The sequence below is a fragment of the Photobacterium atrarenae genome, assembly GCF_024380015.1.
Taxonomy (GTDB): Bacteria; Pseudomonadota; Gammaproteobacteria; order Enterobacterales; family Vibrionaceae; genus Photobacterium; species Photobacterium atrarenae.
Genome location: NZ_CP101508.1, coordinates 1 through 23,111, shown reverse-complemented (window position 1 = coordinate 23,111; position 23,111 = coordinate 1). Strand labels below are relative to the sequence as shown.

Below are 23,111 nucleotides of genomic sequence, written 5' to 3'. Positions count from 1 at the left end.
AAAAAACACCCAAAAACGTGATAAATCGCACTTAAAACTGCTTAAAACGCAGGGCAAACTGTGAAACCTTATCCCAGTCCGTGTATTCCACTTCTTTTCGGGTATCGGTTTCCCCACCGGTTAAGCGCATAATGAACTGAATCATCATCCGATCAAACCAACCGTAACGCGGATAGCGCAAGGCACCAGCGAAGACCGCCTGCAATTTAGGGTGCCACGGCGATTTCTGCAGAAACTTCTTCATATAAACGCTGGTTTCCGGCGTATTCTTCCCTTCTTTGCGGGCTGTCAGATTGACACAGAAAAAGCCAACTTTATGCGCTTCCAAGACTTTTTGGTGGATCTCGATGAATTGATACAGTTTCTTATTCAGATGACCATACCGAATCGAGGCCCCAATCAGGACTTTCTGATAACCATTGAAATCGATCACCGGCAGCGTATTCAAATCCATCAGCTCGCACTGATAACCTTCCCCCAGCGTCTGTTCAATGTGCCGTAAGATCTTCACGGTCTGTCCATCGCTGCTTGAATGAAGAAGTAAGACCTTTTCCACTCTATCTCCTTAGCTACGCCAGAACGTCGGCGTAAACAACACCAATAATGTAAACACTTCCAAGCGGCCAAACAGCATGGAGATCACCAAAACCCATTTCGCCGCATCATTGATCTCACCAAAATGCACCGCGACCTCTCCTAACCCCGGTCCGAGGTTATTGAGGGTCGCTGCGACCGCCGAAAATGCCGTCAGCTCATCGAGACCTGTAGCGATCAGCGCCAGCATGCAAATAACAAATACCAGCGCATAGGCAGAAAAGAAGCCCCACACCGCATCGACCACCTGTTGCGGTAATGCCTTGCGACCGACTTTAATGGTATAGACCGCGCGGGGGTGAACCAGCCGCTTCAGCTCACGCTCTCCCTGGAGCATCAGCAGCAAAATCCGGATCACTTTAATCCCGCCCCCGGTCGAACCGGCGCATCCGCCAATAAAAGAAGAAAACAGCAACAACACTGGCAGAAACAGTGGCCACTCCGAAAAACCGGTGGTGGTAAAGCCGGCCGTGGTGGAAATCGACACGGTCTGGAACAACGCCTGATCAAAGGTATCGAAAGTCGAGCCGTAAGACTGATGCTTAATCAACAAGCCAAAGCAGATCAGAAACAGAATCAGCTGAATACCGAGGAATGTGCGAAACTCCGGATCCCGCCAGTAAGTGCGCAGGTGCACCCCACCATTAGCAAACGCAGCAAAGTGCAGCGAGAAGTTACAGGCCGAGATCAGCAAAAACACCACAGTGATCATATTGATAGCCTGGCTATTGAAATAGCCCATACTGGCATCATGGGTCGAAAAGCCGCCGATGGCGATGGTCGAAAAGCTATGGGAAATGGCATCAAAGACGCTCATCCCAGCCAGCCAGAAAGCGACCGCACAGCAAACGGTGAGGGTCAGGTAGATATACCACAGGGTTTTGGCCGTCTCGGCAATCCGCGGCGTCATTTTACTGTCTTTTACCGGCCCCGGGATTTCCGCCCGGTATAGCTGCATTCCCCCGATACCAAGTACCGGCAAGATAGCAACCGCCAGGACGATGATCCCCATCCCGCCGAACCACTGCAGCAACTGGCGATAAAACAAGATTGCTTTGGGCAGTTCATCGAGCCCCACGATCACCGTGGCACCCGTGGTAGTCAAGGCTGAGAAAGATTCAAAGAAAGAATCCGTGACCGATAAGTCCGGGGTTTTTGACAGCAGAAACGGGATCGCCCCCGCACTGCCGATCACCGTCCAGAACAGCACGACGATTAAAAAGCCATCTCGGGCTTTCAGTTCACGGCGGGAATGGCGGTTCGGCAGCCACAGCAAGCCGCCGCCGGCTAATAATAAGCAGAACGTGACGACGAACGGAAAACCGGCCCCGTCACGGTAGATGAATGCCACCAGCGCCGGGGCCAGCATGGTGACACTGAACAGGGCCAGCAACAGCCCGACAATTCTGATAATAGAACGAAATTGCATCGCCTTAGCCGGCTCTCATCTGGTTATTCGGGTTCTGATGTCGATACATGAGGTAATACAACCGGACAGATCTGCCCGCCGCTGCGATTGATCAACTTGGCAACCAAGGCCGCCACACAACGGTTATCGACTTCCATGGTCATCTCTATCTCCTGGCCAAAGTCAGCACTGAGCTGATGGCCTGCATACTCGGCCAAGAGCGACTCGACCAGCGACATCTGATTATACGCACAGCGCAGGCGAAGTACCGAAGTGATTACTTTTTCTTTGGTTTGCAGCACAGTTAGCGCTTGCTGGACACCACCGCCATACGCTTTCACCAACCCGCCGGTGCCGAGTTTAATCCCACCGGAATAGCGGGTGACCACCGCGGTGATCTCGCCGACGCCCGAGCCGCTCAATTGCGCCAGGATCGGCTTGCCGGCCGTGCCCGACGGCTCGCCGTCATCACTGAACCCCCATTGCATCGAATCAGACGGCCGCCCGGCGACAAAGCCCCAGCAATTATGCCGGGCATCACTATGCTTGCTTTTGATCTGCTGCACGAAAGCTTTGGCTGCATCAATACCCGGCGTGTGCGCCAGGTAAGTAATAAAGCGGCTCTTTTTGATCTCTTCCTCAAATATCACCGGCGCTGCCGGGACCGGATAAGGTTTCGATTCCATCTTTGTGAACACACTGCCAAGCGGAAAAAATAGTCGCTCAGGATAACACAACAAAGCCCTGAGCAAACTCACAATCCGGCATGCAACTTTCTTATGCACCCGAAAAAGTTAAACATTTGTTTAAAATAAGTGTTGTAATTGTTTTTGGACGGGTTCAGACTATTATTTAGCCTGACAACAGGTCAAACCAGTTAAATCAATTCGGCACAGAACCGGAATTCACGGAGATAGAACATGATTTACCAAGGTGAAACCCTATCCGTAAGCTATCTGGAAGATGGCATTGCGGAGCTTAACCTCAACGCCCCAGGCCCTATCAACAAGTTCGATTTAAAAACCCTGGAATGCTTCAACGAAGCCCTGAATGCCCTATACCAACAGCCAGAACTCAAAGGCTTGCTGCTAACTTCCGGTAAAGATGCATTTGTTGTCGGTGCTGATATCAAAGAGTTTCTCGGCCTGTTTGCCAAGCCTGCGGACGAGCTGTCGCAGTGGCTGAGCTACGCCAATGACATTTTCAACAAACTCGAAGACCTGCCGGTCCCGACGTTGTCGGCAATTAACGGCCATGCCCTGGGCGGCGGTTGCGAGTGTGTGCTGGCGACCGACTTCCGCCTGGCGGACAACACTGCCCGGATCGGCTTGCCGGAAACCAAGCTGGGGATCATGCCCGGCTTCGGCGGCACCGTACGCCTGCCACGCTTGATTGGTGCCGACTCCGCGATGGAAATCATCACCGCCGGCAAAGACAAAAAAGCGGCTGATGCCCTCAAGCTGGGCCTGGTCGATGGTGTTGTCGCACCGGAAGCCCTGAAAGAAGCCGCCCTGGCCATGATCAAAGATGCGATTGCCGGCAAACTTGACTGGCAGCGCCGCCGCGAGCAGAAAAAAGCGCCGTTGGCCCTGAACAAAATTGAAGCGACCATGAGCTTTACCATGGCCAAAGGCATGGTCAGCCAGGTCGCCGGCCCGCACTACCCGGCTCCGATCACCGCCGTGATCACCATTGAAGAAGCTGTCCGCAGCAGCCGCGATGAAGCGCTGGCCATTGAGAACAAACACTTCGTCAAGCTGGCCAAGTCCGATGTCGCCAAAGCCCTGGTTGGTATCTTCCTCAATGATCAGCTGCTCAAAGGCAATGCCAAACAAGCGGCCAAGGCCGGCAAAGCAACCCACAAAGCAGCCGTGCTGGGCGCCGGGATCATGGGTGGCGGGATCGCCTACCAGTCCGCCCTCAAAGGCGTGCCGGTGCTGATGAAGGATATCGCCGATGCATCACTGGAGCTAGGCATGGGCGAAGCGGCAAAACTGCTGAACAAGCAACTCGAGCGCGGCCGCATCGATGGCCTGAAGATGGCCAAAGTCCTCTCAGCTATCCATCCGAGCCTGCACTATGCCGGCATTGAAGAAACCGACGTGGTGGTGGAAGCGGTGGTCGAGAACCCGAAAGTCAAAGCTGCAGTGCTGGCCGAAGTCGAAGATCAGGTCGGCGAAGAGACCGTGATTGCCTCCAATACATCCACCATCCCGATCAACCAACTGGCCAAATCGCTGAAACGCCCGGAAAACTTCTGCGGCATGCACTTCTTTAACCCGGTCCACCGGATGCCGCTGGTCGAGATCATTCGTGGCGAGCACACCTCGGATGAAACCATTGCCCGCGTTGTGGCCTATGCCGCCAAGATGGGTAAATCACCGATTGTCGTCAATGACTGCCCGGGATTCTTCGTCAACCGCGTCCTGTTCCCGTACTTTGCCGGTTTCAGCCTGCTGATGCGCGACGGTGCCGATTTCACCAAAATCGACAAGGTGATGGAGAAACAGTTCGGCTGGCCGATGGGCCCGGCTTACCTGCTGGATGTGGTCGGCATTGATACCGCGCACCATGCCCAGGCCGTAATGGCCGAAGGCTTCCCGGATCGCATGGGCAAAGACTACCGTGACGCGGTGGATGTAATGTATGACGCCGAGCGCTTCGGCCAGAAAAACGGCAAGGGCTTCTATGCCTACACCCTCGATCGCAAAGGCAAACCGAAGAAAACCGTTGATCCGGCAACTGCCGACCTGCTGGCGCCGGTCGTCAGTCATGCTGCTGAGTTTGAAGCCGATGCCATCATCGCCCGGATGATGATCCCGATGATCAACGAAGTCGTCCGCTGCCTGGAAGAAGGCATTATTGCCAGCCCGGCAGAAGCTGACATGGCGCTGGTGTACGGTCTGGGCTTCCCTCCTTTCCGCGGCGGTGTGTTCCGCTACCTCGATACCCTGGGACTGGCCAACTATGTCGCCATGGCTGAGCAGTACGTGCACTTGGGCGCAGTCTATGAAGTTCCGGCCGGCCTGAAAGAGAAAGCCGCCAAGGGTGAAACCTATTACCACGTGCAGACCAACGCTTAAGGATGAGGGATAAGAAATGAATAACGTCGTAATTGTTGATTGTATCCGTACCCCGATGGGACGCTCGAAAGGCGGCGCGTATCGCAACGTCAGGGCCGAGGATCTGTCTGCGCACCTGATGCAGGGGCTGCTGGCCCGTAACCCGCAGGTCGATCCGACCGCAATTGAAGATATTTACTGGGGCTGTGTGCAACAGACCCTGGAACAAGGATTCAATGTCGCCCGCAATGCTTCCCTGCTGGCCGGCATCCCGCACACCGTCGGCGCGACAACCGTCAACCGCCTGTGTGGCTCTTCCATGCAGGCCCTGCACGATGCTGCGCGCACCATCATGGTCGGCGATGCTGAGATCTGCCTGATTGGCGGTGTAGAGCACATGGGCCACGTGCCGATGAACCACGGCGTCGACTTCCACCCGGGCCTGTCCAAGTCCGTGGCCAAGGCCGCCGGGATGATGGGCCTGACCGCAGAAATGCTGGGCCGGATGCACGGGATCAGTCGCGAAATGCAAGACAGCTTTGCCGCTCGCTCCCACCAGCGTGCCCACGCAGCAACGCTGGAAGGACGCTTCAAAAATGAAATCCTGCCGACCGAAGGCCATGACCAAACCGGCGCACTGAAACTGTTCGATTATGATGAGGTGATCCGTCCGGAAACCACGGTTGAAACCCTGTCCGGCCTGCGCCCGGTCTTCGATCCGGTCAATGGCACCGTGACGGCCGGGACTTCCTCGGCACTGTCTGACGGCGCCTCGGCGATGTTGGTCATGAGCGAGGCCAAAGCGAAAGCCCTGGGCCTGACAATCCGCGCCCGAGTGAAATCCATGGCGATTGCCGGCTGCGATCCATCCATCATGGGTTACGGTCCGGTTCCGGCCACCCAAAAAGCACTGCAGCGGGCCGGCCTGAACATGAGCGATATCGATCTGGTCGAGCTGAACGAAGCCTTTGCGGCCCAGTCACTGCCATGCGCCAAAGATCTTGGCCTGCTGGATCACGTCGATGAGAAAGTGAACCTCAACGGTGGCGCTATCGCCCTGGGTCACCCGCTGGGCTGCTCCGGCTCGCGGATCTCGACCACCCTGATCAACCTGATGGAGCACCAGGATGCTCAGTTTGGCCTGGCCACCATGTGTATCGGGTTAGGCCAGGGGATCGCCACCGTGTTTGAGCGCGTGGAATAACCCAAAACCTGTCAACAAAGCCCGCAGTTGCGGGCTTTTTTTGATCTGGATTAACTATGCACTTGCCACATAGATCAAATGATTAAGTTTCATTTTTTTCATCATGACTTGGCGTCTACACTCAAAATCAGTTAAAGACGCTTGATGAACTCGGAGCATCCCTATGTTTAAAGCTTTGCTACTCAACCAACAAGAAAAGCAGACGATTGCCACGATTGAGCAACTGGATGACAGCCAGCTGCCGCAAGGCAATGTCCTGATTGATGTCGACTACTCCTCCCTGAACTATAAAGACGGTCTGGCGATCACCGGCAAAGGCAAAATTATCCGCCAGTTTCCGATGGTTCCGGGCATTGATCTGGCCGGCACCGTTGTGGAATCCGGCGATGAGCGCTACCAGCCGGGCGATCAGGTGGTCCTGACCGGCTGGGGCGTGGGTGAAACCCACTGGGGCGGCATGGCAGAAAGAGCCCGTCTCAATGCCGACTGGCTGGTCCCGCTGCCAAAACACTTCAACGGCAAGCAGGCAATGATGATCGGTACTGCCGGTTTAACCGCGATGCTGTGTGTCCAGGCACTGGTCGATGCCGGTATCACCCCGGAATCCGGCGAAATCCTGGTCACCGGTGCCAGCGGTGGCGTCGGCTCCGTGGCCATCACCCTGCTGGCCCAACTCAGTTACCAGGTTGCTGCCGTGACCGGCCGTGCCGAAGAGAACAGTGGATGGCTCAAATCCCTCGGCGCGACACGCATTGTCGAACGCCATGAGCTGGAAGAGCCAGCCCGCCCGCTGGAGAAACAGCTCTGGGCCGGCGCTGTTGATACCGTCGGCAGCAAGGTACTGGCAAAAGTCCTGGCCCAGGTCGACTATAACGGCGCCGTCGCCGCCTGTGGCCTGGCGGGCGGATTCGATCTGCCGACAACTGTGATGCCATTTATCCTGCGTAATGTGCGTTTGCAAGGCGTGGATTCGGTCATGTGTCCGTTTGAGAAGCGTCAGCAAGCCTGGCAACGCCTGGGCGAGCTGCTGCCAGCGAGCTACTTTGAGCAGGCTTGCCGTGAAGTGAGCTTAGATGAAGTGGCTGAATGCGCCGAAGCCATCACCAAGGGTCAGATCACCGGACGGGTGGTGATCAAGCCGTAAGCAAAGACCAACCATAACAAAAAGAATGACTACCTTGGCCAGCACCCTGCTGGCCTTTTTTTGTCGCGATCAGCCCTGGCCATCAACCTCCTCGTCAGCCGGGCTCAACAGCCCCATCTCATCAACACGGCGGGCGATCAACTTCCCGCACTCTTCCTTGATTAAATCCCGCAACCAAATTTGCGCAGCCGAATGTTCACAGCGCGGATGCCAAATCAGCGAATAATCAAAGGGCTCAAACGCAAACGGCAGCGGTTTAACGACCAGGTTGTGCTTTGCGGCCACCAAATAAGCCAGATCGGCCGGTACCGTCATGATCAGCGGTATCGCATCCATGATCGCCAACGCCGCTTCCAGGTGGTAAGCCCGCAGCACCAGTTTCCGCTCCGGATAGCCGCGCAGCGCCTCATCAATCAGCGCCTTGACGCCGTCACTAATCGCAATCATCGCATGGGGATAACTGAGGTAATCAGTCATACTCAGCGCCCGGGTTGCCAGCGGGTGCTGCTGTGACAGCAAACAAGAGACGCCGACCCGGCCGAGATGCTCACGGCACAACGGCGCCACCGGCCCGGTCGGGCGACAAATCGCCATATCACAGCCGTCCGTGGTGAGCTGCGTCAGAATATGGTCATGTTGCAGGGGAGCGAACTCCAGCGAGATCTGCGGCGCTTCCTGATAAATTCGGGGCAAAGCAAAAGGCAAAATGGTTTGCATCGCATAGTCAGTGGTGGCGATGACAAACTGCTGCTCGCACGCCTCGGGCCGGAAGTCACTCGGGGTCAACAAGCTGCGCATCGCTTCCAGCGGCGCATTAAGCTGCTCACTCAGCTCCAGCGCCCGGTTGGTCGGGATCAACCGCTGGCCCTGGCGGGTAAATAAGGGATCGCCCAACAGCTCTCGCAACCGGCCCAGCACCCGGCTCATTGCTGATTGGCTTAAATTCAGCCGTACCGCTGCTTTGCTGACACTCCCTTCTTCCACCAGAACCTGAAGCGCCACCAGCAAATTGAGATCACGGCGATAGATATCTTCCAGCTCCATATCACACCTGTATCGAATACGAAGCTGCCATTATCACCCGACCCATAAAAAAAAACCCGCTATATAAGCGGGGAAGCCCAAGAAAACTGGGAGTGTAGTTGATGTGCAATTTCGTTAATTTTCTTCCTCGAGCTCATTGGTATTGCTGAGCTCGAACCAAAGTCCTAACGCGGCGGCAATCAGGCCCCCTAGCGCAAAAATACTGGTATTGTCCGGCCCGCGGAGCACTAATGTACAGAACGTAATGAAGCACAGCAGGCAGTAAATGGTTAAGCGATCCATCTGAGTCAACATAGTTCCTCCTAATCCCTGAGAAGACGAACGTTAATGACTTGTTAAATACGTTACACGCTTTCGTTTGATTTGCCAAGTGTTATTGATTAATTCTTATCCATAAGTATGATTTGAGGCTTCGCAACCACCCGTATGAATTATGACAGCAATTTTTGACAACCCGACCCACAGCCTGGAAGCCCTTGGACTACGCTGTCCTGAGCCTGTGATGATGGTCCGGAAGACGGTTCGGAAGATGGCCGAAGGAGAAACCCTTCTGATCACCGCAGATGATCCCTCAACCACCCGGGATATTCCAAGCTTTTGCCGCTTTATGGATCATACCCTGCTGGCCGCGGAGACCGATCAGCTGCCATACCGGTATCTGATCCGCAAAGGCGCCCATTAAAAAAGGCAGCTCCAGGAGCTGCCTTTTTCTAATGCTATCTTAGCGTTACTGATCACGCCTGGCCTGACTCGCACGTTCCAGTTCGTGGCGCAATTCGCGAATTTCCTTTTTTAACGGCTGCACATAGCGCAACCGAATCAGGGCATCCACCGACAGGTAAGTCGTGACAATCGCCCCGACGACCATCGGCAGCCACATATCCGTCAGCACCATCCCCAATATATTGAGCGCCAGCGCGACGTGAAACAGCCAGAACTGACTTTGTGGTGAGATTGCGAGAAATCGCTCCATACCTTCCTCCACGAACAGCCTATATCAACTAGTTTCACCTTAGCATGAGCCAGGCAAACAGATTGTAGTTTGCCTCACAAATTACAATGATGTCATTGGGCTGTCACACCCCAGGCGCGGGATATCGTTCCACGTGAAACATCAGATAACGCCAAGCTCCCCTTAAAGGCCAAAGACCGCAGCCAATGCTAAGCTGGCAAACAACGCCGCCGTCACCCGTCGGATCAATCCCAATGGCATTCGATCAGCTGACAACTTACCCAGCAGGACAACCGGCACATTGGCCAGCAGCATTCCGATAGTAGTTCCGACAATCACCAACAACAATCCGTCGTGAAACTTCGCCCCTAACATAGTCGTCGCCACCTGAGTTTTATCGCCAATCTCGGCAATAAAGAAAGCGATAAAGCTGGCAATAAAGGGGCCGCGATTAGAAATAGTTTCATCGTCATCGAGTTTGTCCGGCACCAAAATCCAGCCAGCCATCAGGATGAAACTCACCACCAGAACCCATTTCAGCACTTCCGGGGTCAGATAGTCCGCGACGACAACACCAAGCCAAGCGGCCAGGGCATGATTGGCGATAGTGGCGAGAAAAATCGCCAGAATAATAGGAACAGGTTTGCGATAGCGGCTGGCCAGCAACAAGGACAGTAACTGGGTCTTATCCCCGATTTCTGCCAGGGCAACCGTAGTAATAGAAACAGCTAAAATGCTCACGACACGCTCTTGGGGGTGAGGATTTTTATCAACCATGAGCAAACGCACATGCCCCACCCCGGTTCATGCTGGTTTGCCTATGGTCTCGCCAAACTCACACGTAGGGAACTGTGAGTCACAATCGCCATGAAGATTTTGCTTCAATTATGTTGACGATTATCTCGGTAAATAGAGAGGCTACTCCCCAAAGGAGCAAGCATGATAAACAGAAGCCTGAGCCAGATCAAGCCAGGAAATGTCGGGGCCGATCACAAGCGCGCGTGCAAACATACTGCCGCCGAGACTTCGGCGGCAGCAATCCAAACGGAAAGGAAATTAAGAGGTTGGGGACAGCACAATTTCAACCCGGCGGTTCTGGGCCCGGCCCTGCTCTGAGCTATTGGATGCAATCGGATGCGACTCGCCCATCCCCTTGGTGATCAACCGGTTCGCCGTAACCCCTTCGCGCACCAGATAATTGCTGACTTCACTGGCGCGGACCTGGGACAACCGCTGGTTGTAAGACTCCGAACCTGAGCTGTCGGTGAATCCGTACACATTTAGCATGGTCTTGTCATACTCTTTCACCACCAGCGCCACATTCTTCAGGGCGCTCATCGCACCGGCGCTCAGATCGGTCTGATCAAAACCAAAAGTGATTGCATTGGGCATATTGAGGACAATATTGTCGCCATCACGGGTCACGCTGATCCCGGTTGACTGTAGTTGCTGACGCAATTTCGCTTCCTGCACATCCATGTAGTAACCGACACCGCCGCCCAAGGCTGCGCCACCAGCCGCCCCAATCAGGGCACCTTTACCGCGATCGCTCTTGCTCGAAGAAGCAACACCAATCGCTGCACCGGCCAGTGCACCAATCAAGGCACCGCTGGAAGCTTTCGCCGTTTGCTCTTCCCCAGTGTAAGGGTTGACCGTACTACAACCTGTTGCCGTTACAGCCGCTGCCGTGGCAAAAATGACATTTCGCACCCACTTGCTTGGTGTCTGTGTGATTTTGCTATCCATCGTGGTTTCCATCTCTACTCGATTTCTGATCGATGTGATTGTTCTCGCCCCACCGCCTCAGGCGATGCAGCTGCGCAAGGTTATTGTATAAAGCTAGCCGATAAGAACTTCAGAGCAATGTAAAATTATGATGATTTTTCACCTCACCACAGATAAGCCCTATCAATTGGCAGGAATAGAGGAAACACGACCAAAAAACATGCAAGGCCCCTACTCGGCTAAAGCCATGCAGGGTATACTGGATTGTTACATTGAATTCATTCATCCACTAATCTCGCGAAGCTGACAATGCAGAAATACGATATTAAAACCTTTCAAGGCATGATCCTCGCGCTGCAGGATTACTGGGGCCAGCAAGGTTGTACCATTGTGCAACCCCTAGACATGGAAGTCGGTGCAGGTACTTCTCACCCGATGACCTGTTTACGTGCGCTGGGTCCAGAGCCGATTGCAGCAGCGTATGTGCAACCTTCCCGTCGCCCGACTGATGGCCGTTATGGTGAAAACCCGAACCGCCTGCAGCACTACTACCAGTTCCAGGTGATCATCAAGCCGTCACCGGACAATATCCAGGAACTGTACCTTGGTTCGCTGGAAGCTTTGGGCGTTGATACAAAGATCCATGACATCCGTTTCGTGGAAGATAACTGGGAAAACCCGACGCTGGGTGCCTGGGGTCTGGGCTGGGAAGTATGGCTCAACGGTATGGAAGTGACTCAGTTCACTTACTTCCAGCAGGTTGGTGGCCTGGAGTGTAAACCCGTCACCGGTGAAATCACCTATGGTATCGAGCGTCTGGCGATGTACATCCAGGGCGTTGACTCCGTCTACGATCTGGTGTGGACCGATGGCCCGCTGGGTAAAGTCACCTACGGCGATATCTTCCACCAAAACGAGGTGGAGCAATCAACCTACAACTTCGAGCATGCGGACGTAGACTTCCTGTTTACTTTCTTCGACCAGTGCGAGAAAGAGTGTCAGGATCTGCTGGCGCTGGAGAAACCCCTGCCGCTGCCAGCGTATGAGCGTATTCTGAAAGCCGGCCATGCCTTTAACCTGCTGGATGCCCGCAAAGCCATCTCCGTGACTGAGCGTCAGCGTTACATCCTGCGAATTCGCAACCTGACCAAACAAGTTGCCGAAGCCTACTACGCCTCCCGTGAAGCGCTGGGCTTCCCAATGTGCAAAAAGAACCCGTAAGGAAGTGGCATGAGCGATAAAAATTTCCTGATTGAACTTGGCACCGAAGAGTTGCCACCAACAGCACTACGCACACTGGCCGAAGCCTTTGCAGACAACTTTGCAGCCGAGCTCCAAACGGCGGACCTGGCCCACCAGGGCGTCCAGTGGTTTGCCGCCCCACGTCGCCTGGCGCTGAAAGTCACCGCCCTGGCCGGCAGCCAACCGGATAAAGTAGTTGAAAAACGTGGTCCGGCGGTTAGCGCCGCCTTTGATGCCGACGGCAACCCGACCAAAGCAGCCCAAGGCTGGGCCCGCGGTAACGGGATCGGCGTTGAGCAGGCTGAGCGTCTGAAAACGGACAAGGGCGAATGGCTGCTGTATAAGCAAGCAGTGAAAGGACAACCGACCCAAACACTGATCGCTACGCTGGCCGCCAATGCCCTGGCCAAACTGCCAATCCCGAAGCCAATGCGCTGGGGTGACAAAGACACCCAGTTCATTCGCCCGGTCAAAACCCTGACCATGCTGCTCGGTGATGAGCTGATCCCGGGAACAATTCTCGGGGTTGAATCGGATCGCGTGATCCGCGGTCACCGTTTTATGGGCGAAGCCGAGTTCACCATTGACCATGCTGATCAGTATCCGGCGATTCTGGAAGAGCGTGGCAAAGTCATGGCCGACTATGAAGCGCGTAAAGCGCTAATCCTGGCGGATGCCCAGAAAGCGGCCCAGGAAGTGGGCGGGATTGCCGATCTGGAAGACGATCTGGTGGAAGAAGTCACATCATTGGTTGAGTGGCCAGTGGTCCTGACGGCCTCGTTCGAACAAGAATTCCTGAAAGTTCCGGCTGAAGCCCTGGTGTACACCATGAAAGGCGATCAAAAGTACTTCCCGGTCTATGACGCCAACGGCCAGCTGTTGCCGAAGTTCATCTTCGTCTCCAACATCGTGTCCAACGACCCACAGCAAGTGATCGACGGCAACGAAAAAGTTGTTCGCCCACGTTTGGCAGATGCCGAATTCTTCTTCAATACCGACCGCAAACGTCCGCTGGTTGAGCGCCTGTCTGAGCTCGACAGTGTGCTGTTCCAGAAGCAACTGGGCACCCTGCGTGACAAGACCGACCGTATCACGGCCCTGGCCGGCTACATTGCCCAGCATATTGGTGCCGATGTTGAGCACGCCGAACGTGCCGGCCTGCTGTCAAAATGTGATTTGATGACTTCCATGGTGTTCGAGTTCACCGATACCCAAGGGGTGATGGGCATGCACTATGCGCGTCATGACGGTGAAGTTGAAGAGGTGGCCCTGGCCCTGAACGAGCAATACATGCCACGCTTTGCCGGCGACAGCCTGCCAAGTACCGGAGTATCCGCCGCCGTAGCCATGGCTGATAAGCTAGACACGCTGGTCGGCATCTTTGGGATTGGTCAGGCGCCAAAAGGCAGTGACCCATTTGCCCTGCGTCGTGCTGCCCTGGGCGTGCTACGGATCATCGTCGAGAAAGGCTACAACCTGGATCTGACCGACCTGATCGCCAAAGCCCACGAGCTGCTGGCCGACAAGCTGACCAACCGCAATGTCGAAGCCGATGTACTAGACTTCATGCTGGGTCGTTTCCGTACCTGGTACCAGGACGAAGGCCACAGCGTTGACGTGATCCAAGCTGTCCTGGCTCGCCGCCCGACCCAGCCTGCCGACTTCGACAAGCGCGTGAAAGCCGTCAGTCACTTTCGTTCGCTCGATGCAGCGGAATCACTGGCTGCAGCGAACAAGCGCGTCGGTAATATCCTGGCGAAATTTGACGGCGAGCTGGCAGCAAGCATCGACAGCAGCCTGCTGGTTGAATCAGCCGAGAAAGCCCTGGCAGAGCAAATCGAAGCCAAGCTGGCAGCGCTGGCACCGGTATTTGCCGAAGGTGATTACCAGCAAGCCCTGTCTGAGCTATCCACCCTGCGTGAATCTGTCGATACCTTCTTCGATAACGTGATGGTGATGGCAGAAGATGAGCAGCTGAAAGTGAACCGCCTGACCATGCTGAACCTGCTGCGAAATGAATTCCTGAAAGTCGCCGATATCTCGCTGCTTCAGAAGTGATCCCGTTTCGCCCCAATCAACCCCGTGCTCGCACGGGGTTTTTTATCCCTGTACACCGGTACCTTTCTTCACCAACCGACGACCGCACTGCCCAGTTGACAGCAAAACCGAACCGCATCACTCCGTTACAGACATCATCACCGATGAATTTCTCCTGCCGGATCACACCCCTGAGATGGTTTCACGTGAAACAGGTATCCCCTTGCTTTCCCTCATCCGCACAATAAGGTATGTTGAATACTGCACACAAGTTATACAGTTAGCGTATAACTAAATAGAAGAACAAATTACTAAGGTCGGAAGTAAACATGGAGTTTTCTACATTCGGAGAAAAGTTTGCCCGTTATTCTGGGATCACTCAGCTAATGGATGACTTAAATGACGGCTTACGTAACCCTGACGCCATTATGCTCGGTGGCGGCAACCCAGCCCAGATTCCGGAGATGCTCGATTATTTCAAGCAACTCACGGAAACCATGCTGACCAGTGGCGAGCTGACAGCCGCCATGACCAACTATGACGGCCCACAAGGGAAAAACGTCTTTATTCAAGCGCTGGCGGATCTGCTCAAAGCCACTTATGGCTGGAATATTTCGGCAAAGAATATCACGCTGACCAACGGCAGCCAGAGTGCCTTCTTCAACCTGTTCAACCTACTGGCGGGTGAGTTTGAAGGCGGACGCCATAAGAAAATTCTGCTGCCGCTGGCACCGGAATATATCGGTTATGGCGATGCCGGGATCAGTGAGGAGATGTTTATATCTTATCGCCCGGAAATCACCCTGCTCGATAACGGCCAGTTCAAATACCATGTCGATTTTAACCAACTGACGGTCGATGACAGCATCGGCGCCATCTGCGCCTCTCGCCCGACGAACCCAACCGGTAACGTGCTCACCGATGAGGAAATCAATCACCTGGATGAGCTTGCCCGGCAACATGGGATTCCGCTGATCATCGACAATGCCTATGGGATGCCGTTCCCGGATATCATTTTCGAAGACGTCACCCCGTTTTGGAATGAGAACACCATCTTATGCATGAGCCTGTCGAAACTGGGGCTACCGGGTGTTCGCTGCGGGATCGTGGTCGCCAGTGAAGAAATCACCACCGCACTGACGAACATGAACGGCGTGGTCAGCTTGGCGCCAGGCAGTATCGGTCCGGCAATTGCGCACAAAATGATTGAGCAGCAAGACTTGCTGCGCCTGAGTGAGCAGGTAATTAAACCGTACTACCAGCAAAAATCTCAGCATGCGATCCAACTGCTGCAAGATGCCATCACCGATGAGCGTTTCCGGATCCACAAACCCGAAGGCGCGATGTTCCTCTGGCTTTGGTTTAAAGAGTTGCCAATCACCACCATGGCGCTCTACCGTCGACTCAAAGCACGCGGCGTCCTCATCGTACCCGGCGAATATTTCTTTATCGGGCTGGATGAAGACTGGAGCCACGGTCACGAATGTTTGCGTATGAACTATGTCCAGGACGATGAGACCATGCGGCGCGGCATTGCGATCATTGCCGAAGAAGTGATGAAAGCCTACCAGAGCTCATAATCCTCCCAGGGCAGCCCGTTGGCTGTCCTGCTTTCAATGCCCACCTACCCTCAAAAATAACTGCCAGACACCTGCTGATGATGCCGTAATAACAACGCTGAGAGATCAGTGCCCAGCATCACGTATGTCCCTTTCTCTCCTCTCGTCACCATTTTGATCGGGGTATCATTGAACATTACGACTCCATGTTTCACGTGAAACAAAAAGGCCAGCATGATGCTGGCCTTCACTCTCTCTATTCAATGATTAGTCGAGACAGTCCCGGCTTATTCACTTTCCAGCAGACGCTGGCCATTGATCGCGATCTTACGCGGTTTGTCTTCTTCCGGTACTTCGCGCTCAAGCTCGATATGCAGCAAACCGTTTTCCATATCAGCGCCGGTCACTTTCATATGATCAGCCAACTGGAACTTGCGCTCAAAGTCGCGCTCGGCAATTCCCTGGTAAAGATACTCACGCGCTTCGTCAGTATCCTGGGTTTCACGCGTGCCGCGCACAATCAGCTTATTTTGCTGCTGGGTAATATCAAGCTGGGCTTCGGCAAAACCGGCGACCGCCATGGTAATACGGTACTGGTTCTCACCGCGTTGCTCGATATTGTACGGAGGATATCCACCATTATTGGTGTTGAGGTTTTGCTCCATTTGATTAAACAGACGATCAAAACCAATGGCGGAACGATATAGAGGAGTGAAATCTAATGTACGCATAATAACTATCCTTCTTTGAAGCAATAACTATAAAAATGTCGATGAAGCTGCTCTCCAACCGGACAAGCGTTGCAAGGCCCAAACTCTGGCACCTCCGGCTTCATCAATAGATATAAGGTCGTCCAACACATATTCAAGGCCCAACGCTGAAATTTTCCAACCGGAGTGTCACTCTCTGAGAAGTGCTTGCTGCTGAACGCGCGCATACTGCCCCGGGCAAACCAATCAAACGCGCACCGCCATCCCCCCCCTGACAAGCAGCAACGAAATATCTAGGTGCCTCAAAGAAAAGCTGACCTAATCTTCCCCTCGCCCCATCGCTGGCCAAAAAAAACGCCGCTCTTGCGAGTGGCGTTTTAGATGACGTGGTGTGTCAGGAATATCGCTTAAACGTCCAGGTTGGCATTCAGCGCGTTCTCTTCAATGAAGTGACGACGCGGCTCAACCTGATCGCCCATCAGAGTGGTGAACAGCTCATCGGCAGCCACGGCATCATTGATAGTCACCTGCATCATCCGGCGCGTTTCCGGATCCATGGTGGTTTCCCACAACTGATCCGGGTTCATCTCGCCCAAACCTTTATAGCGCTGACGGCTCAGGCCACGGCTGGATTCTTTCAGCAGCCAGTCCAGCGCTTCTTTAAACGTGCTGACCGGCTGTTTGCGCTCGCCACGCTGAATATAAGCCGTTTCTTCCAGCAGGTTATGCAGCACTTCAGACAGATCGGCCAGCTTGCTGTACTCTTTGGAGTTCAGCAGATCAAAACTCAACAGGTATTCATGATCGACACCGTGGGTACGAACCACCACTTTCGGCAACCAGACGTTGTGCTCTTCATCACGCACCACTTCAAAGCGGTACTGGCTTTCGCCGGTCTGCTTGGCATTCAACGCATTGATCAAGGTGTCGGTCCAGCCGTTCACCACAGCTTCATCAGCCAGCATGTCAATTGCCAGTCGGGGTTGGTAAGCAAACTCGTTCAGCATCTGCAGCGGGTAACGGCGGCTCATTCGCTCCACCAGCTTGTATGATGCATTGAACTGCTTCACCAACTCTTCCAGCGCCAGACCAGCAATCGGCGGCACGCCTTCAGCCGGGTACAGCGCCGCATTATCCAGCGCCAGGGAAACCTGGTATTGGATCATGTCATCATCATCTTTGATGTACTGCTCCTGCTTGCCTTTTTTCACTTTGTACAGCGGTGGCTGAGCAATGAAAATGTGGCCACGCTCGATCAGCTCTGGCATTTGACGATAGAAGAAAGTCAACAGCAGCGTCCGGATGTGCGAGCCGTCGACATCAGCATCGGTCATGATGATGATGCTGTGATAGCGCAGCTTGTCCGGATCATACTCGTCACGGCCAATACCGCAGCCCATGGCAGTGATCAGCGTTGCCACTTCCTGGGAAGACAACATTTTGTCAAAGCGGGCTTTCTCAACGTTCAGGATCTTACCCTTGAGCGGCAAAATCGCCTGGTTTTTCCGGTTCCGGCCCTGCTTGGCCGACCCCCCTGCGGAGTCACCCTCCACAATGTAGAGTTCAGACAGCGCCGGATCTTTCTCCTGGCAATCTGCCAGTTTGCCTGGCAGGCCAGCTAGGTCCAGAGCACCTTTACGGCGGGTCATTTCACGCGCCTTACGGGCGGCTTCACGAGCGCGGGACGCTTCGATAATTTTCGAACACACCGTTTTGGCATCATTCGGGTTTTCCAGCAGGAACTCGCTCAGCTTCTCACCCATGGACGATTCAACCGCAGGTTTGACTTCACTCGAGACCAGCTTGTCTTTGGTCTGGCTGGAGAACTTCGGATCCGGCACTTTCACCGACACCACCGCTGTCAGGCCTTCACGGGCATCATCACCCGACGTCGCCGTCTTGGCTTTCTTCGAGTAGCCTTCTTTGTCCATGAAGTTGTTCAGGGTCCGCGTCAGCGCTGCCCGGAAACCGGCCAGGTGGGTCCCGCCGTCGCGCTGTGGGATGTTGTTGGTAAAACAGTAGATGTTTTCCTGGAACCCGTCATTCCATTGCATCGCCACTTCCACCCCGATCCCGTCTTCGCGGGTAAATTCAAAGTGGAACACTTTCGGATGGATCGGTGTTTTATTGCGGTTCAGGTGCTCGACAAACGCCCGGATCCCGCCTTCGTACATGTAGTGATCCTGCTTGTCTTCCTCGCGCTCGTCGATCAGCTTGATCGACACACCGGAGTTCAGGAATGACAGCTCGCGCAGACGCTTGGCCAGGATCTCGTAATGGAATTCAATGTTGCTGAACGTCTCGCTGCTCGGCCAGAAGCGGATCCGGGTTCCGGTCCGCTCGGTGTCACCAATCACGCTCAGTGGTGCCTGCGGCTCACCATGGTGATAAATCTGCTGATGGATCTGGCCGCCACGGTGGATAGTCAACTCGACTTTCTCGGACAGGGCGTTCACCACGGAGACCCCGACCCCGTGCAGTCCCCCGGATACCTTGTACGAGTTATCGTCAAACTTACCGCCGGCGTGCAGTACGGTCATAATGACTTCCGCCGCCGACACCCCTTCTTCCGGGTGCATTTCAGTCGGAATACCACGGCCATCATCGCTCACCGACACCGAACCATCTTCATGGATGGTGACAATGATATCTTCACAATGGCCAGCAAGAGCTTCGTCGATGGAGTTATCGACGACCTCAAACACCATATGGTGTAAGCCAGTACCGTCATCGGTATCGCCAATGTACATCCCTGGGCGCTTACGTACCGCATCGAGGCCTTTGAGAACCTTGATACTTGATGAATCGTAGTTGTTGGACATTGAGTTACTCTCGCTTAAATTATCCTGCGGTTATTTTACCGTGTTCCACATGAAACATCTTGCCATTTTCATCATGCATATCGGCAATCTGATCGCCGCTGATAGCACTGATGAACACCTGAGCGCCGGTTTCCTTTAACCGTTGCGCCAACAGCGCACGCCGGTGGCTATCAAGCTCGGAGGCAAAATCATCGATGAGATAGAGACACGGTTTACCGGTTGATTCCGTCAGGTGCAGCCCCTGGGCCAGACGCAATGCGCAGACCATGAGTTTGAGCTGCCCCCGAGATAACACGTCTTCGACCGGTGTCCCGGCCACTTTCAAACGCAAGTCGGCCTTATGCGGGCCGCTTGCGGTATAACCAAGCTGGCAGTCGCGCTCAAAATTACGCTGGAGCAGCTCGGCATACGGGGTATCTTTTTCCCAGCCGCGGTAATAACCCAGCTGGATATCATATTCGGGCAGGAAGTGCTGGCATATTTCCGCCGCCTTCTGCTTCACGGCATCAAGGTACTGGCCGCGCCATTGGCTGATCTCTTCCGCCAACACCGCCAGCTCCTGATCCCAGTAGCTGAGCTCACGGTAACTGCGTGCCGTTTTCAACAAGGCATTGCGCTGTTTGGTCAGCCGCTTGACCCGGCTCCAGGCATGATAGAACTGGGGCTCGACATGAAATACGCCCCAGTCAATAAAGGCCCGGCGATACTTGGGCCCGCCAATAAGCAGCTCAAATCCTTCCGGGGTGATCAGCTGCAGCGGCAGAATTTGCGCCAGCTGGGCCAGCTTCTGTCCCCCTTCGCCCCCAATTTTGACCTCGGTGGTACCGTCGCGCTTTTTTTGGATCCCAAGCGGCAACACCAGACCAGCATCGGTCCGCATCCTGCCATGAACAAACAGTTCTTGCTGCTCATGACGAATCACCCGGCCGGTCAGATGACTGCGAAACGAGCGGCCGTGGCCGAGGTAGTGGATCGCCTCAAGCACACTGGTCTTGCCGCTGCCATTCGCCCCCACCAGAAAGTTAAAGCCCGGTGACAAAGTCAGGTCGCAATCTTCAATATTCCTGAAGTCCTTGACCATCAGCCGTGTCAGTACCATACCTTAGAGTCGGATCGGCATGACGACATACATGGCGTCGTCCTGGGCACTGTCTTCCAGCAAGGCACTGGCGGTGGCATCGGTCAGCGACCAGCGGACCTGCTCACACTTGAGGGTATTGAGTACATCCAGCACATAGCTGACGTTAAAGCCGATCTCCAGCGGCTCGCCTTGGTAATCAACATCCAGGAACTCTTCCGCTTCTTCCTGCTCCGGGTTGTTGGCGGTGATCCGCATCTCACCCGACGACAGGTTGACCCGCACCCCGCGGAACTTCTCGTTCGACAAAATCGCCGCCCGGGAAAACGCCTTGCGCAGCTCATCACAGCTGGCCTCGACAAACTTATTGCTGCCTTTTGGCAGCACCCGGCGATAATCCGGGAAGCGGCCATCAACCAGCTTGGAGGTAAAGACGAAGTTGTGGACCACCGCACGCAAGTTCGAGCTACCGATCTGGATCGCCACTTCGGCGTCCGGGGTGTCGAGCAGACGTACCAGCTCTAGCACCCCTTTGCGCGGCAGAATGATCTGTTTCTCAGGCAGCGCCTGCCCGGTATCCGTCGCACACACCGCCATCCGGTGACCGTCCGTCGCCACCGAGCGCAGGTGCTGGCCGTCCGTTTCAAACAGCATGCCGTTGAGGTAATAGCGGACATCCTGGTGTGCCATGGAGAACTGGGTGCTGTCGATCAGCTGGCGCAACTGGCCCTGTGGCAAGGTCAGCTCGACGTCACTTTGCCAGTCATCAATATTGGGGAAATCTGCTGCCGGCAGCGTCGTCAGGGAATAGCGACTGCGGCCGGAGCGGATCATCACCCGATCGCCTTCCAGACTAATCGCAATCGGGGCGCCATCGGGCAGCCCGCGGCAGATATCGAGAAACTTCCGTGACGGGACGGTCACCGCTCCGGGTTCAAAATCCCCTTCCAGGGCGATTTTGGCGATCAGCTCTACTTCCAGATCGGTGCCGGTCATCGACAGGCAGCCCGCTTCAACCTGCAACAGAATGTTGCCCAGGATCGGCAGAGAAGGTCGGCCGCCCAGGGCGCCAGAGACCTGCTGCAACGGCTTTAATAAATATTCGCGTTCAACGGTAAATTTCATATCAGGACGACAAGGTTCTAATCAGGTTGGAATAATCTTCTTTAATATCGTGGCTCTCTTCACGCAGCTGCTCAATTTTCCGGCAGGCGTGCAGCACCGTGGTATGGTCGCGGCCCCCAAAGGCATCGCCGATTTCCGGCAAGCTGTGATTGGTCAGCTCTTTGGCCAGGGCCATCGCCATCTGACGCGGCCGGGCCACTGAGCGTGAGCGACGCTTGGACAGCATATCAGCCATCTTGATTTTATAGTATTCCGCGACCGTCTTCTGAATATTATCGATGGTGACCAGCTTTTCCTGCAATGCCAGCAAATCACGCAGCGCTTCTCGGACAAAATCAATGGTGATTGCCCGACCGGTAAAGTTGGCGTTGGCGATCACCCGGTTCAATGCCCCTTCCAGCTCGCGGACATTCGAGCGCAGGCGTTTGGCAATAAAGAAGGCGACTTCATCCGCCAGGCGGATATTGTGGTCTTCGGCCTTTTTCATCAGGATCGCGACCCGGGTTTCCAGCTCCGGTGGCTCAATGGCCACGGTCAACCCCCAGCCGAAGCGTGACTTGAGGCGATCCTCCACCCCGCTGATCTCCCGAGGATAACGGTCTGAAGTCAGGATGATTTGCTGGTTGCCTTCCAGCAGGGCATTAAAAGTGTGGAAGAATTCTTCCTGCGAACGCTCTTTGTTGGCGAAGAACTGGATGTCATCGATCAGCAGCGCATCAACACTACGGTAGTAGCGCTTAAACTCTTCAATGGCATTGTTCTGCAGCGCTTTGACCATATCCTGAACAAAACGCTCCGAGTGCATATACACCACCCGGGCATTGGGCTTGCGATCGGCAATGGCATTACCCACCGCGTGCAGCAAGTGCGTTTTACCCAGGCCGGTACCCCCATATAAAAACAGTGGGTTATAAGCTGCCCCCGGATTATCGGCCACCTGGCGACAGGCCGCCAGCCCCAGCTGGTTCGACTTACCTTCAACGAAGTTGTTGAAGTTGTGCTTGGGATTGACGTTGGAGCGATAACCGGACTGCGACTCCGGCTGTACCGGTGACGGGGCAGGCTCCCAGTGGCGCGACGGAGCGTCGTCAGCCATCGCCGGCGCCGGCTGGGCGACAGGCGCGGCAGCAACCGGCTGCGGTGGCGGCGGCGCCGTCACCGGGCGGCTGCCGACTTCAAAACGCAGGATCGGCACGTCATTGCCGCAAAATTCATTGAGCAGTCGGTTGATATTGTTGAGGTACTTATCCCGGACCCAATCTAAGACAAACCGGTTCGGCGCAAATAAGGTCAGCGTATTATCGGTAAGCTCGGCCTGAAGCGGTCGAACCCACATACTGAATTCTGTCGCAGGGAGTTCTTCCTGAAGGCGTTGAAGGCACTGCAACCAAAGCGAAGATGACAA

At 54.8% G+C, this 23,111-nt stretch carries 20 protein-coding genes and 1 riboswitch; of the genes, 7 read left to right on the top strand and 13 right to left on the bottom strand.

Translation table 11 applies throughout. The features are described from left to right. Positions 1–31: 31 nt before the first annotated feature. The 3 genes from hemG to NNL38_RS00090 are packed head-to-tail and all read right to left on the bottom strand — an operon-like array spanning position 32 to position 2,688. On the bottom strand, positions 32–556 hold the full coding sequence (gene hemG / locus NNL38_RS00100) for a menaquinone-dependent protoporphyrinogen IX dehydrogenase (protein ID WP_255389035.1): 525 nt from the start codon (positions 554–556) through the stop codon (positions 32–34). A 9-nt stretch (positions 557–565) separates the two neighbouring features. Then, positions 566–2,023 (bottom strand): TrkH family potassium uptake protein, encoded by a 1,458-nt coding sequence (locus NNL38_RS00095; RefSeq protein ID WP_255389034.1) that lies wholly within the window; start codon positions 2,021–2,023, stop codon positions 566–568. A 23-nt stretch (positions 2,024–2,046) separates the two neighbouring features. Beyond that, complete coding sequence (locus NNL38_RS00090; RefSeq protein ID WP_255389033.1) at positions 2,047–2,688, bottom strand: YigZ family protein; 642 nt, start codon at positions 2,686–2,688, stop codon at positions 2,047–2,049. A 234-nt stretch (positions 2,689–2,922) separates the two neighbouring features. Between NNL38_RS00090 and fadB the strand changes: the two genes are divergently transcribed. The 3 genes from fadB (at position 2,923) to acuI (ending at position 7,412) form a co-directional block, all read left to right on the top strand. Beyond that, positions 2,923–5,085 (top strand): fatty acid oxidation complex subunit alpha FadB, encoded by a 2,163-nt coding sequence (gene fadB, locus NNL38_RS00085; RefSeq protein WP_255389032.1) that lies wholly within the window; start codon positions 2,923–2,925, stop codon positions 5,083–5,085. A 16-nt stretch (positions 5,086–5,101) separates the two neighbouring features. Further along, positions 5,102–6,268, top strand: coding sequence for an acetyl-CoA C-acyltransferase FadA (gene fadA / locus NNL38_RS00080; protein WP_255389031.1), 1,167 nt, complete (start codon positions 5,102–5,104; stop codon positions 6,266–6,268). A 163-nt stretch (positions 6,269–6,431) separates the two neighbouring features. Next, positions 6,432–7,412 carry an acrylyl-CoA reductase (NADPH) gene (gene acuI, locus NNL38_RS00075; protein ID WP_255389030.1) on the top strand — a complete coding sequence of 327 codons (981 nt, stop codon included), beginning with the start codon at positions 6,432–6,434 and terminating at the stop codon, positions 7,410–7,412. A gap of 69 nt (positions 7,413–7,481) precedes the next feature. Here the strand turns inward: acuI and NNL38_RS00070 are convergent, their stop codons facing one another. Together NNL38_RS00070 and NNL38_RS00065 are read right to left on the bottom strand one after the other, a co-directional pair. Next, positions 7,482–8,456 carry a LysR family transcriptional regulator gene (locus NNL38_RS00070; RefSeq protein WP_255389029.1) on the bottom strand — a complete coding sequence of 325 codons (975 nt, stop codon included), beginning with the start codon at positions 8,454–8,456 and terminating at the stop codon, positions 7,482–7,484. 114 nt (positions 8,457–8,570) lie between these two features. After that, the gene (locus tag NNL38_RS00065) at positions 8,571–8,750 is read right to left on the bottom strand and encodes a hypothetical protein (RefSeq protein WP_255389028.1); all 180 of its coding nucleotides are present in this window, start codon (positions 8,748–8,750) and stop codon (positions 8,571–8,573) included. Positions 8,751–8,889: 139 nt separating this feature from the next. Here NNL38_RS00065 and tusA point away from each other — a divergent pair, with 139 nt between their 5' ends. Beyond that, positions 8,890–9,138 (top strand): sulfurtransferase TusA, encoded by a 249-nt coding sequence (tusA, locus tag NNL38_RS00060; RefSeq protein ID WP_255389027.1) that lies wholly within the window; start codon positions 8,890–8,892, stop codon positions 9,136–9,138. Positions 9,139–9,183: 45 nt separating this feature from the next. On the opposite strand, the gene NNL38_RS00055 is transcribed toward tusA, so the two are convergent. The 3 genes from NNL38_RS00055 to NNL38_RS00045 form a co-directional block, all read right to left on the bottom strand. Further along, a complete protein-coding gene (locus NNL38_RS00055) occupies positions 9,184–9,429 on the bottom strand; it encodes a hypothetical protein (RefSeq protein ID WP_255389026.1) in 246 nt (81 codons plus the stop codon). 162 nt (positions 9,430–9,591) lie between these two features. Continuing rightward, positions 9,592–10,149, bottom strand: coding sequence for a TMEM165/GDT1 family protein (locus NNL38_RS00050; RefSeq protein WP_255389025.1), 558 nt, complete (start codon positions 10,147–10,149; stop codon positions 9,592–9,594). A 90-nt stretch (positions 10,150–10,239) separates the two neighbouring features. After that, positions 10,240–10,340, bottom strand: a riboswitch (yybP-ykoY riboswitch). Positions 10,341–10,464: 124 nt separating this feature from the next. Further along, positions 10,465–11,154 carry a YiaD family glycine zipper/OmpA-like lipoprotein gene (locus tag NNL38_RS00045; RefSeq protein ID WP_255389024.1) on the bottom strand — a complete coding sequence of 230 codons (690 nt, stop codon included), beginning with the start codon at positions 11,152–11,154 and terminating at the stop codon, positions 10,465–10,467. A 288-nt stretch (positions 11,155–11,442) separates the two neighbouring features. On the opposite strand from NNL38_RS00045, the gene glyQ reads away from it, so the two are divergent. The 3 genes from glyQ (at position 11,443) to NNL38_RS00030 (ending at position 15,992) form a co-directional block, all read left to right on the top strand. After that, entirely contained in the window at positions 11,443–12,354 is a 912-nt protein-coding gene (glyQ, locus tag NNL38_RS00040) for a glycine--tRNA ligase subunit alpha (protein WP_255389023.1), read from the top strand. 9 nt (positions 12,355–12,363) lie between these two features. After that, entirely contained in the window at positions 12,364–14,433 is a 2,070-nt protein-coding gene (gene glyS / locus NNL38_RS00035) for a glycine--tRNA ligase subunit beta (protein WP_255389022.1), read from the top strand. A gap of 308 nt (positions 14,434–14,741) precedes the next feature. Further along, on the top strand, positions 14,742–15,992 hold the full coding sequence (locus NNL38_RS00030) for a valine--pyruvate transaminase (protein ID WP_255389020.1): 1,251 nt from the start codon (positions 14,742–14,744) through the stop codon (positions 15,990–15,992). A gap of 266 nt (positions 15,993–16,258) precedes the next feature. On the opposite strand, the gene NNL38_RS00025 is transcribed toward NNL38_RS00030, so the two are convergent. The 5 genes from NNL38_RS00025 to dnaA form a co-directional block, all read right to left on the bottom strand. Then, the gene (locus NNL38_RS00025) at positions 16,259–16,702 is read right to left on the bottom strand and encodes an Hsp20 family protein (protein WP_255389019.1); all 444 of its coding nucleotides are present in this window, start codon (positions 16,700–16,702) and stop codon (positions 16,259–16,261) included. Positions 16,703–17,088: 386 nt separating this feature from the next. Next, a complete protein-coding gene (gene gyrB, locus NNL38_RS00020) occupies positions 17,089–19,503 on the bottom strand; it encodes a DNA topoisomerase (ATP-hydrolyzing) subunit B (protein WP_255389018.1) in 2,415 nt (804 codons plus the stop codon). Positions 19,504–19,522: 19 nt separating this feature from the next. Beyond that, positions 19,523–20,602, bottom strand: a complete 1,080-nt coding sequence (gene recF / locus NNL38_RS00015; RefSeq protein ID WP_255389017.1) for a DNA replication/repair protein RecF — start codon at positions 20,600–20,602, stop codon at positions 19,523–19,525. Between the two features lie 3 nt (positions 20,603–20,605). Further along, on the bottom strand, positions 20,606–21,706 hold the full coding sequence (dnaN, locus tag NNL38_RS00010; protein WP_255389015.1) for a DNA polymerase III subunit beta: 1,101 nt from the start codon (positions 21,704–21,706) through the stop codon (positions 20,606–20,608). Between the two features lies 1 nt (position 21,707). Next, the gene (gene dnaA, locus NNL38_RS00005) at positions 21,708–23,111 is read right to left on the bottom strand and encodes a chromosomal replication initiator protein DnaA (RefSeq protein ID WP_255389014.1); all 1,404 of its coding nucleotides are present in this window, start codon (positions 23,109–23,111) and stop codon (positions 21,708–21,710) included.

Bases quoted from the DNA above. Each gene is read 5' to 3' on its own strand.
- NNL38_RS00095 (WP_255389034.1), bottom strand. From the start codon at position 2,023: ATGCAATTTCGTTCTATTATCAGAATTGTCGGGCTGTTGCTGGCCCTG.
- NNL38_RS00090 (WP_255389033.1), bottom strand. From the start codon at position 2,688: ATGGAATCGAAACCTTATCCGGTCCCGGCAGCGCCGGTGATATTTGAG.
- fadB (WP_255389032.1), top strand. From the start codon at position 2,923: ATGATTTACCAAGGTGAAACCCTATCCGTAAGCTATCTGGAAGATGGC.
- fadA (WP_255389031.1), top strand. From the start codon at position 5,102: ATGAATAACGTCGTAATTGTTGATTGTATCCGTACCCCGATGGGACGC.
- acuI (WP_255389030.1), top strand. From the start codon at position 6,432: ATGTTTAAAGCTTTGCTACTCAACCAACAAGAAAAGCAGACGATTGCC.
- NNL38_RS00070 (WP_255389029.1), bottom strand. From the start codon at position 8,456: ATGGAGCTGGAAGATATCTATCGCCGTGATCTCAATTTGCTGGTGGCG.
- NNL38_RS00065 (WP_255389028.1), bottom strand. From the start codon at position 8,750: ATGTTGACTCAGATGGATCGCTTAACCATTTACTGCCTGCTGTGCTTC.
- tusA (WP_255389027.1), top strand. From the start codon at position 8,890: ATGACAGCAATTTTTGACAACCCGACCCACAGCCTGGAAGCCCTTGGA.
- NNL38_RS00055 (WP_255389026.1), bottom strand. From the start codon at position 9,429: ATGGAGCGATTTCTCGCAATCTCACCACAAAGTCAGTTCTGGCTGTTT.
- NNL38_RS00045 (WP_255389024.1), bottom strand. From the start codon at position 11,154: ATGGATAGCAAAATCACACAGACACCAAGCAAGTGGGTGCGAAATGTC.
- glyQ (WP_255389023.1), top strand. From the start codon at position 11,443: ATGCAGAAATACGATATTAAAACCTTTCAAGGCATGATCCTCGCGCTG.
- glyS (WP_255389022.1), top strand. From the start codon at position 12,364: ATGAGCGATAAAAATTTCCTGATTGAACTTGGCACCGAAGAGTTGCCA.
- NNL38_RS00030 (WP_255389020.1), top strand. From the start codon at position 14,742: ATGGAGTTTTCTACATTCGGAGAAAAGTTTGCCCGTTATTCTGGGATC.
- NNL38_RS00025 (WP_255389019.1), bottom strand. From the start codon at position 16,702: ATGCGTACATTAGATTTCACTCCTCTATATCGTTCCGCCATTGGTTTT.
- gyrB (WP_255389018.1), bottom strand. From the start codon at position 19,503: ATGTCCAACAACTACGATTCATCAAGTATCAAGGTTCTCAAAGGCCTC.
- recF (WP_255389017.1), bottom strand. From the start codon at position 20,602: ATGGTACTGACACGGCTGATGGTCAAGGACTTCAGGAATATTGAAGAT.
- dnaN (WP_255389015.1), bottom strand. From the start codon at position 21,706: ATGAAATTTACCGTTGAACGCGAATATTTATTAAAGCCGTTGCAGCAG.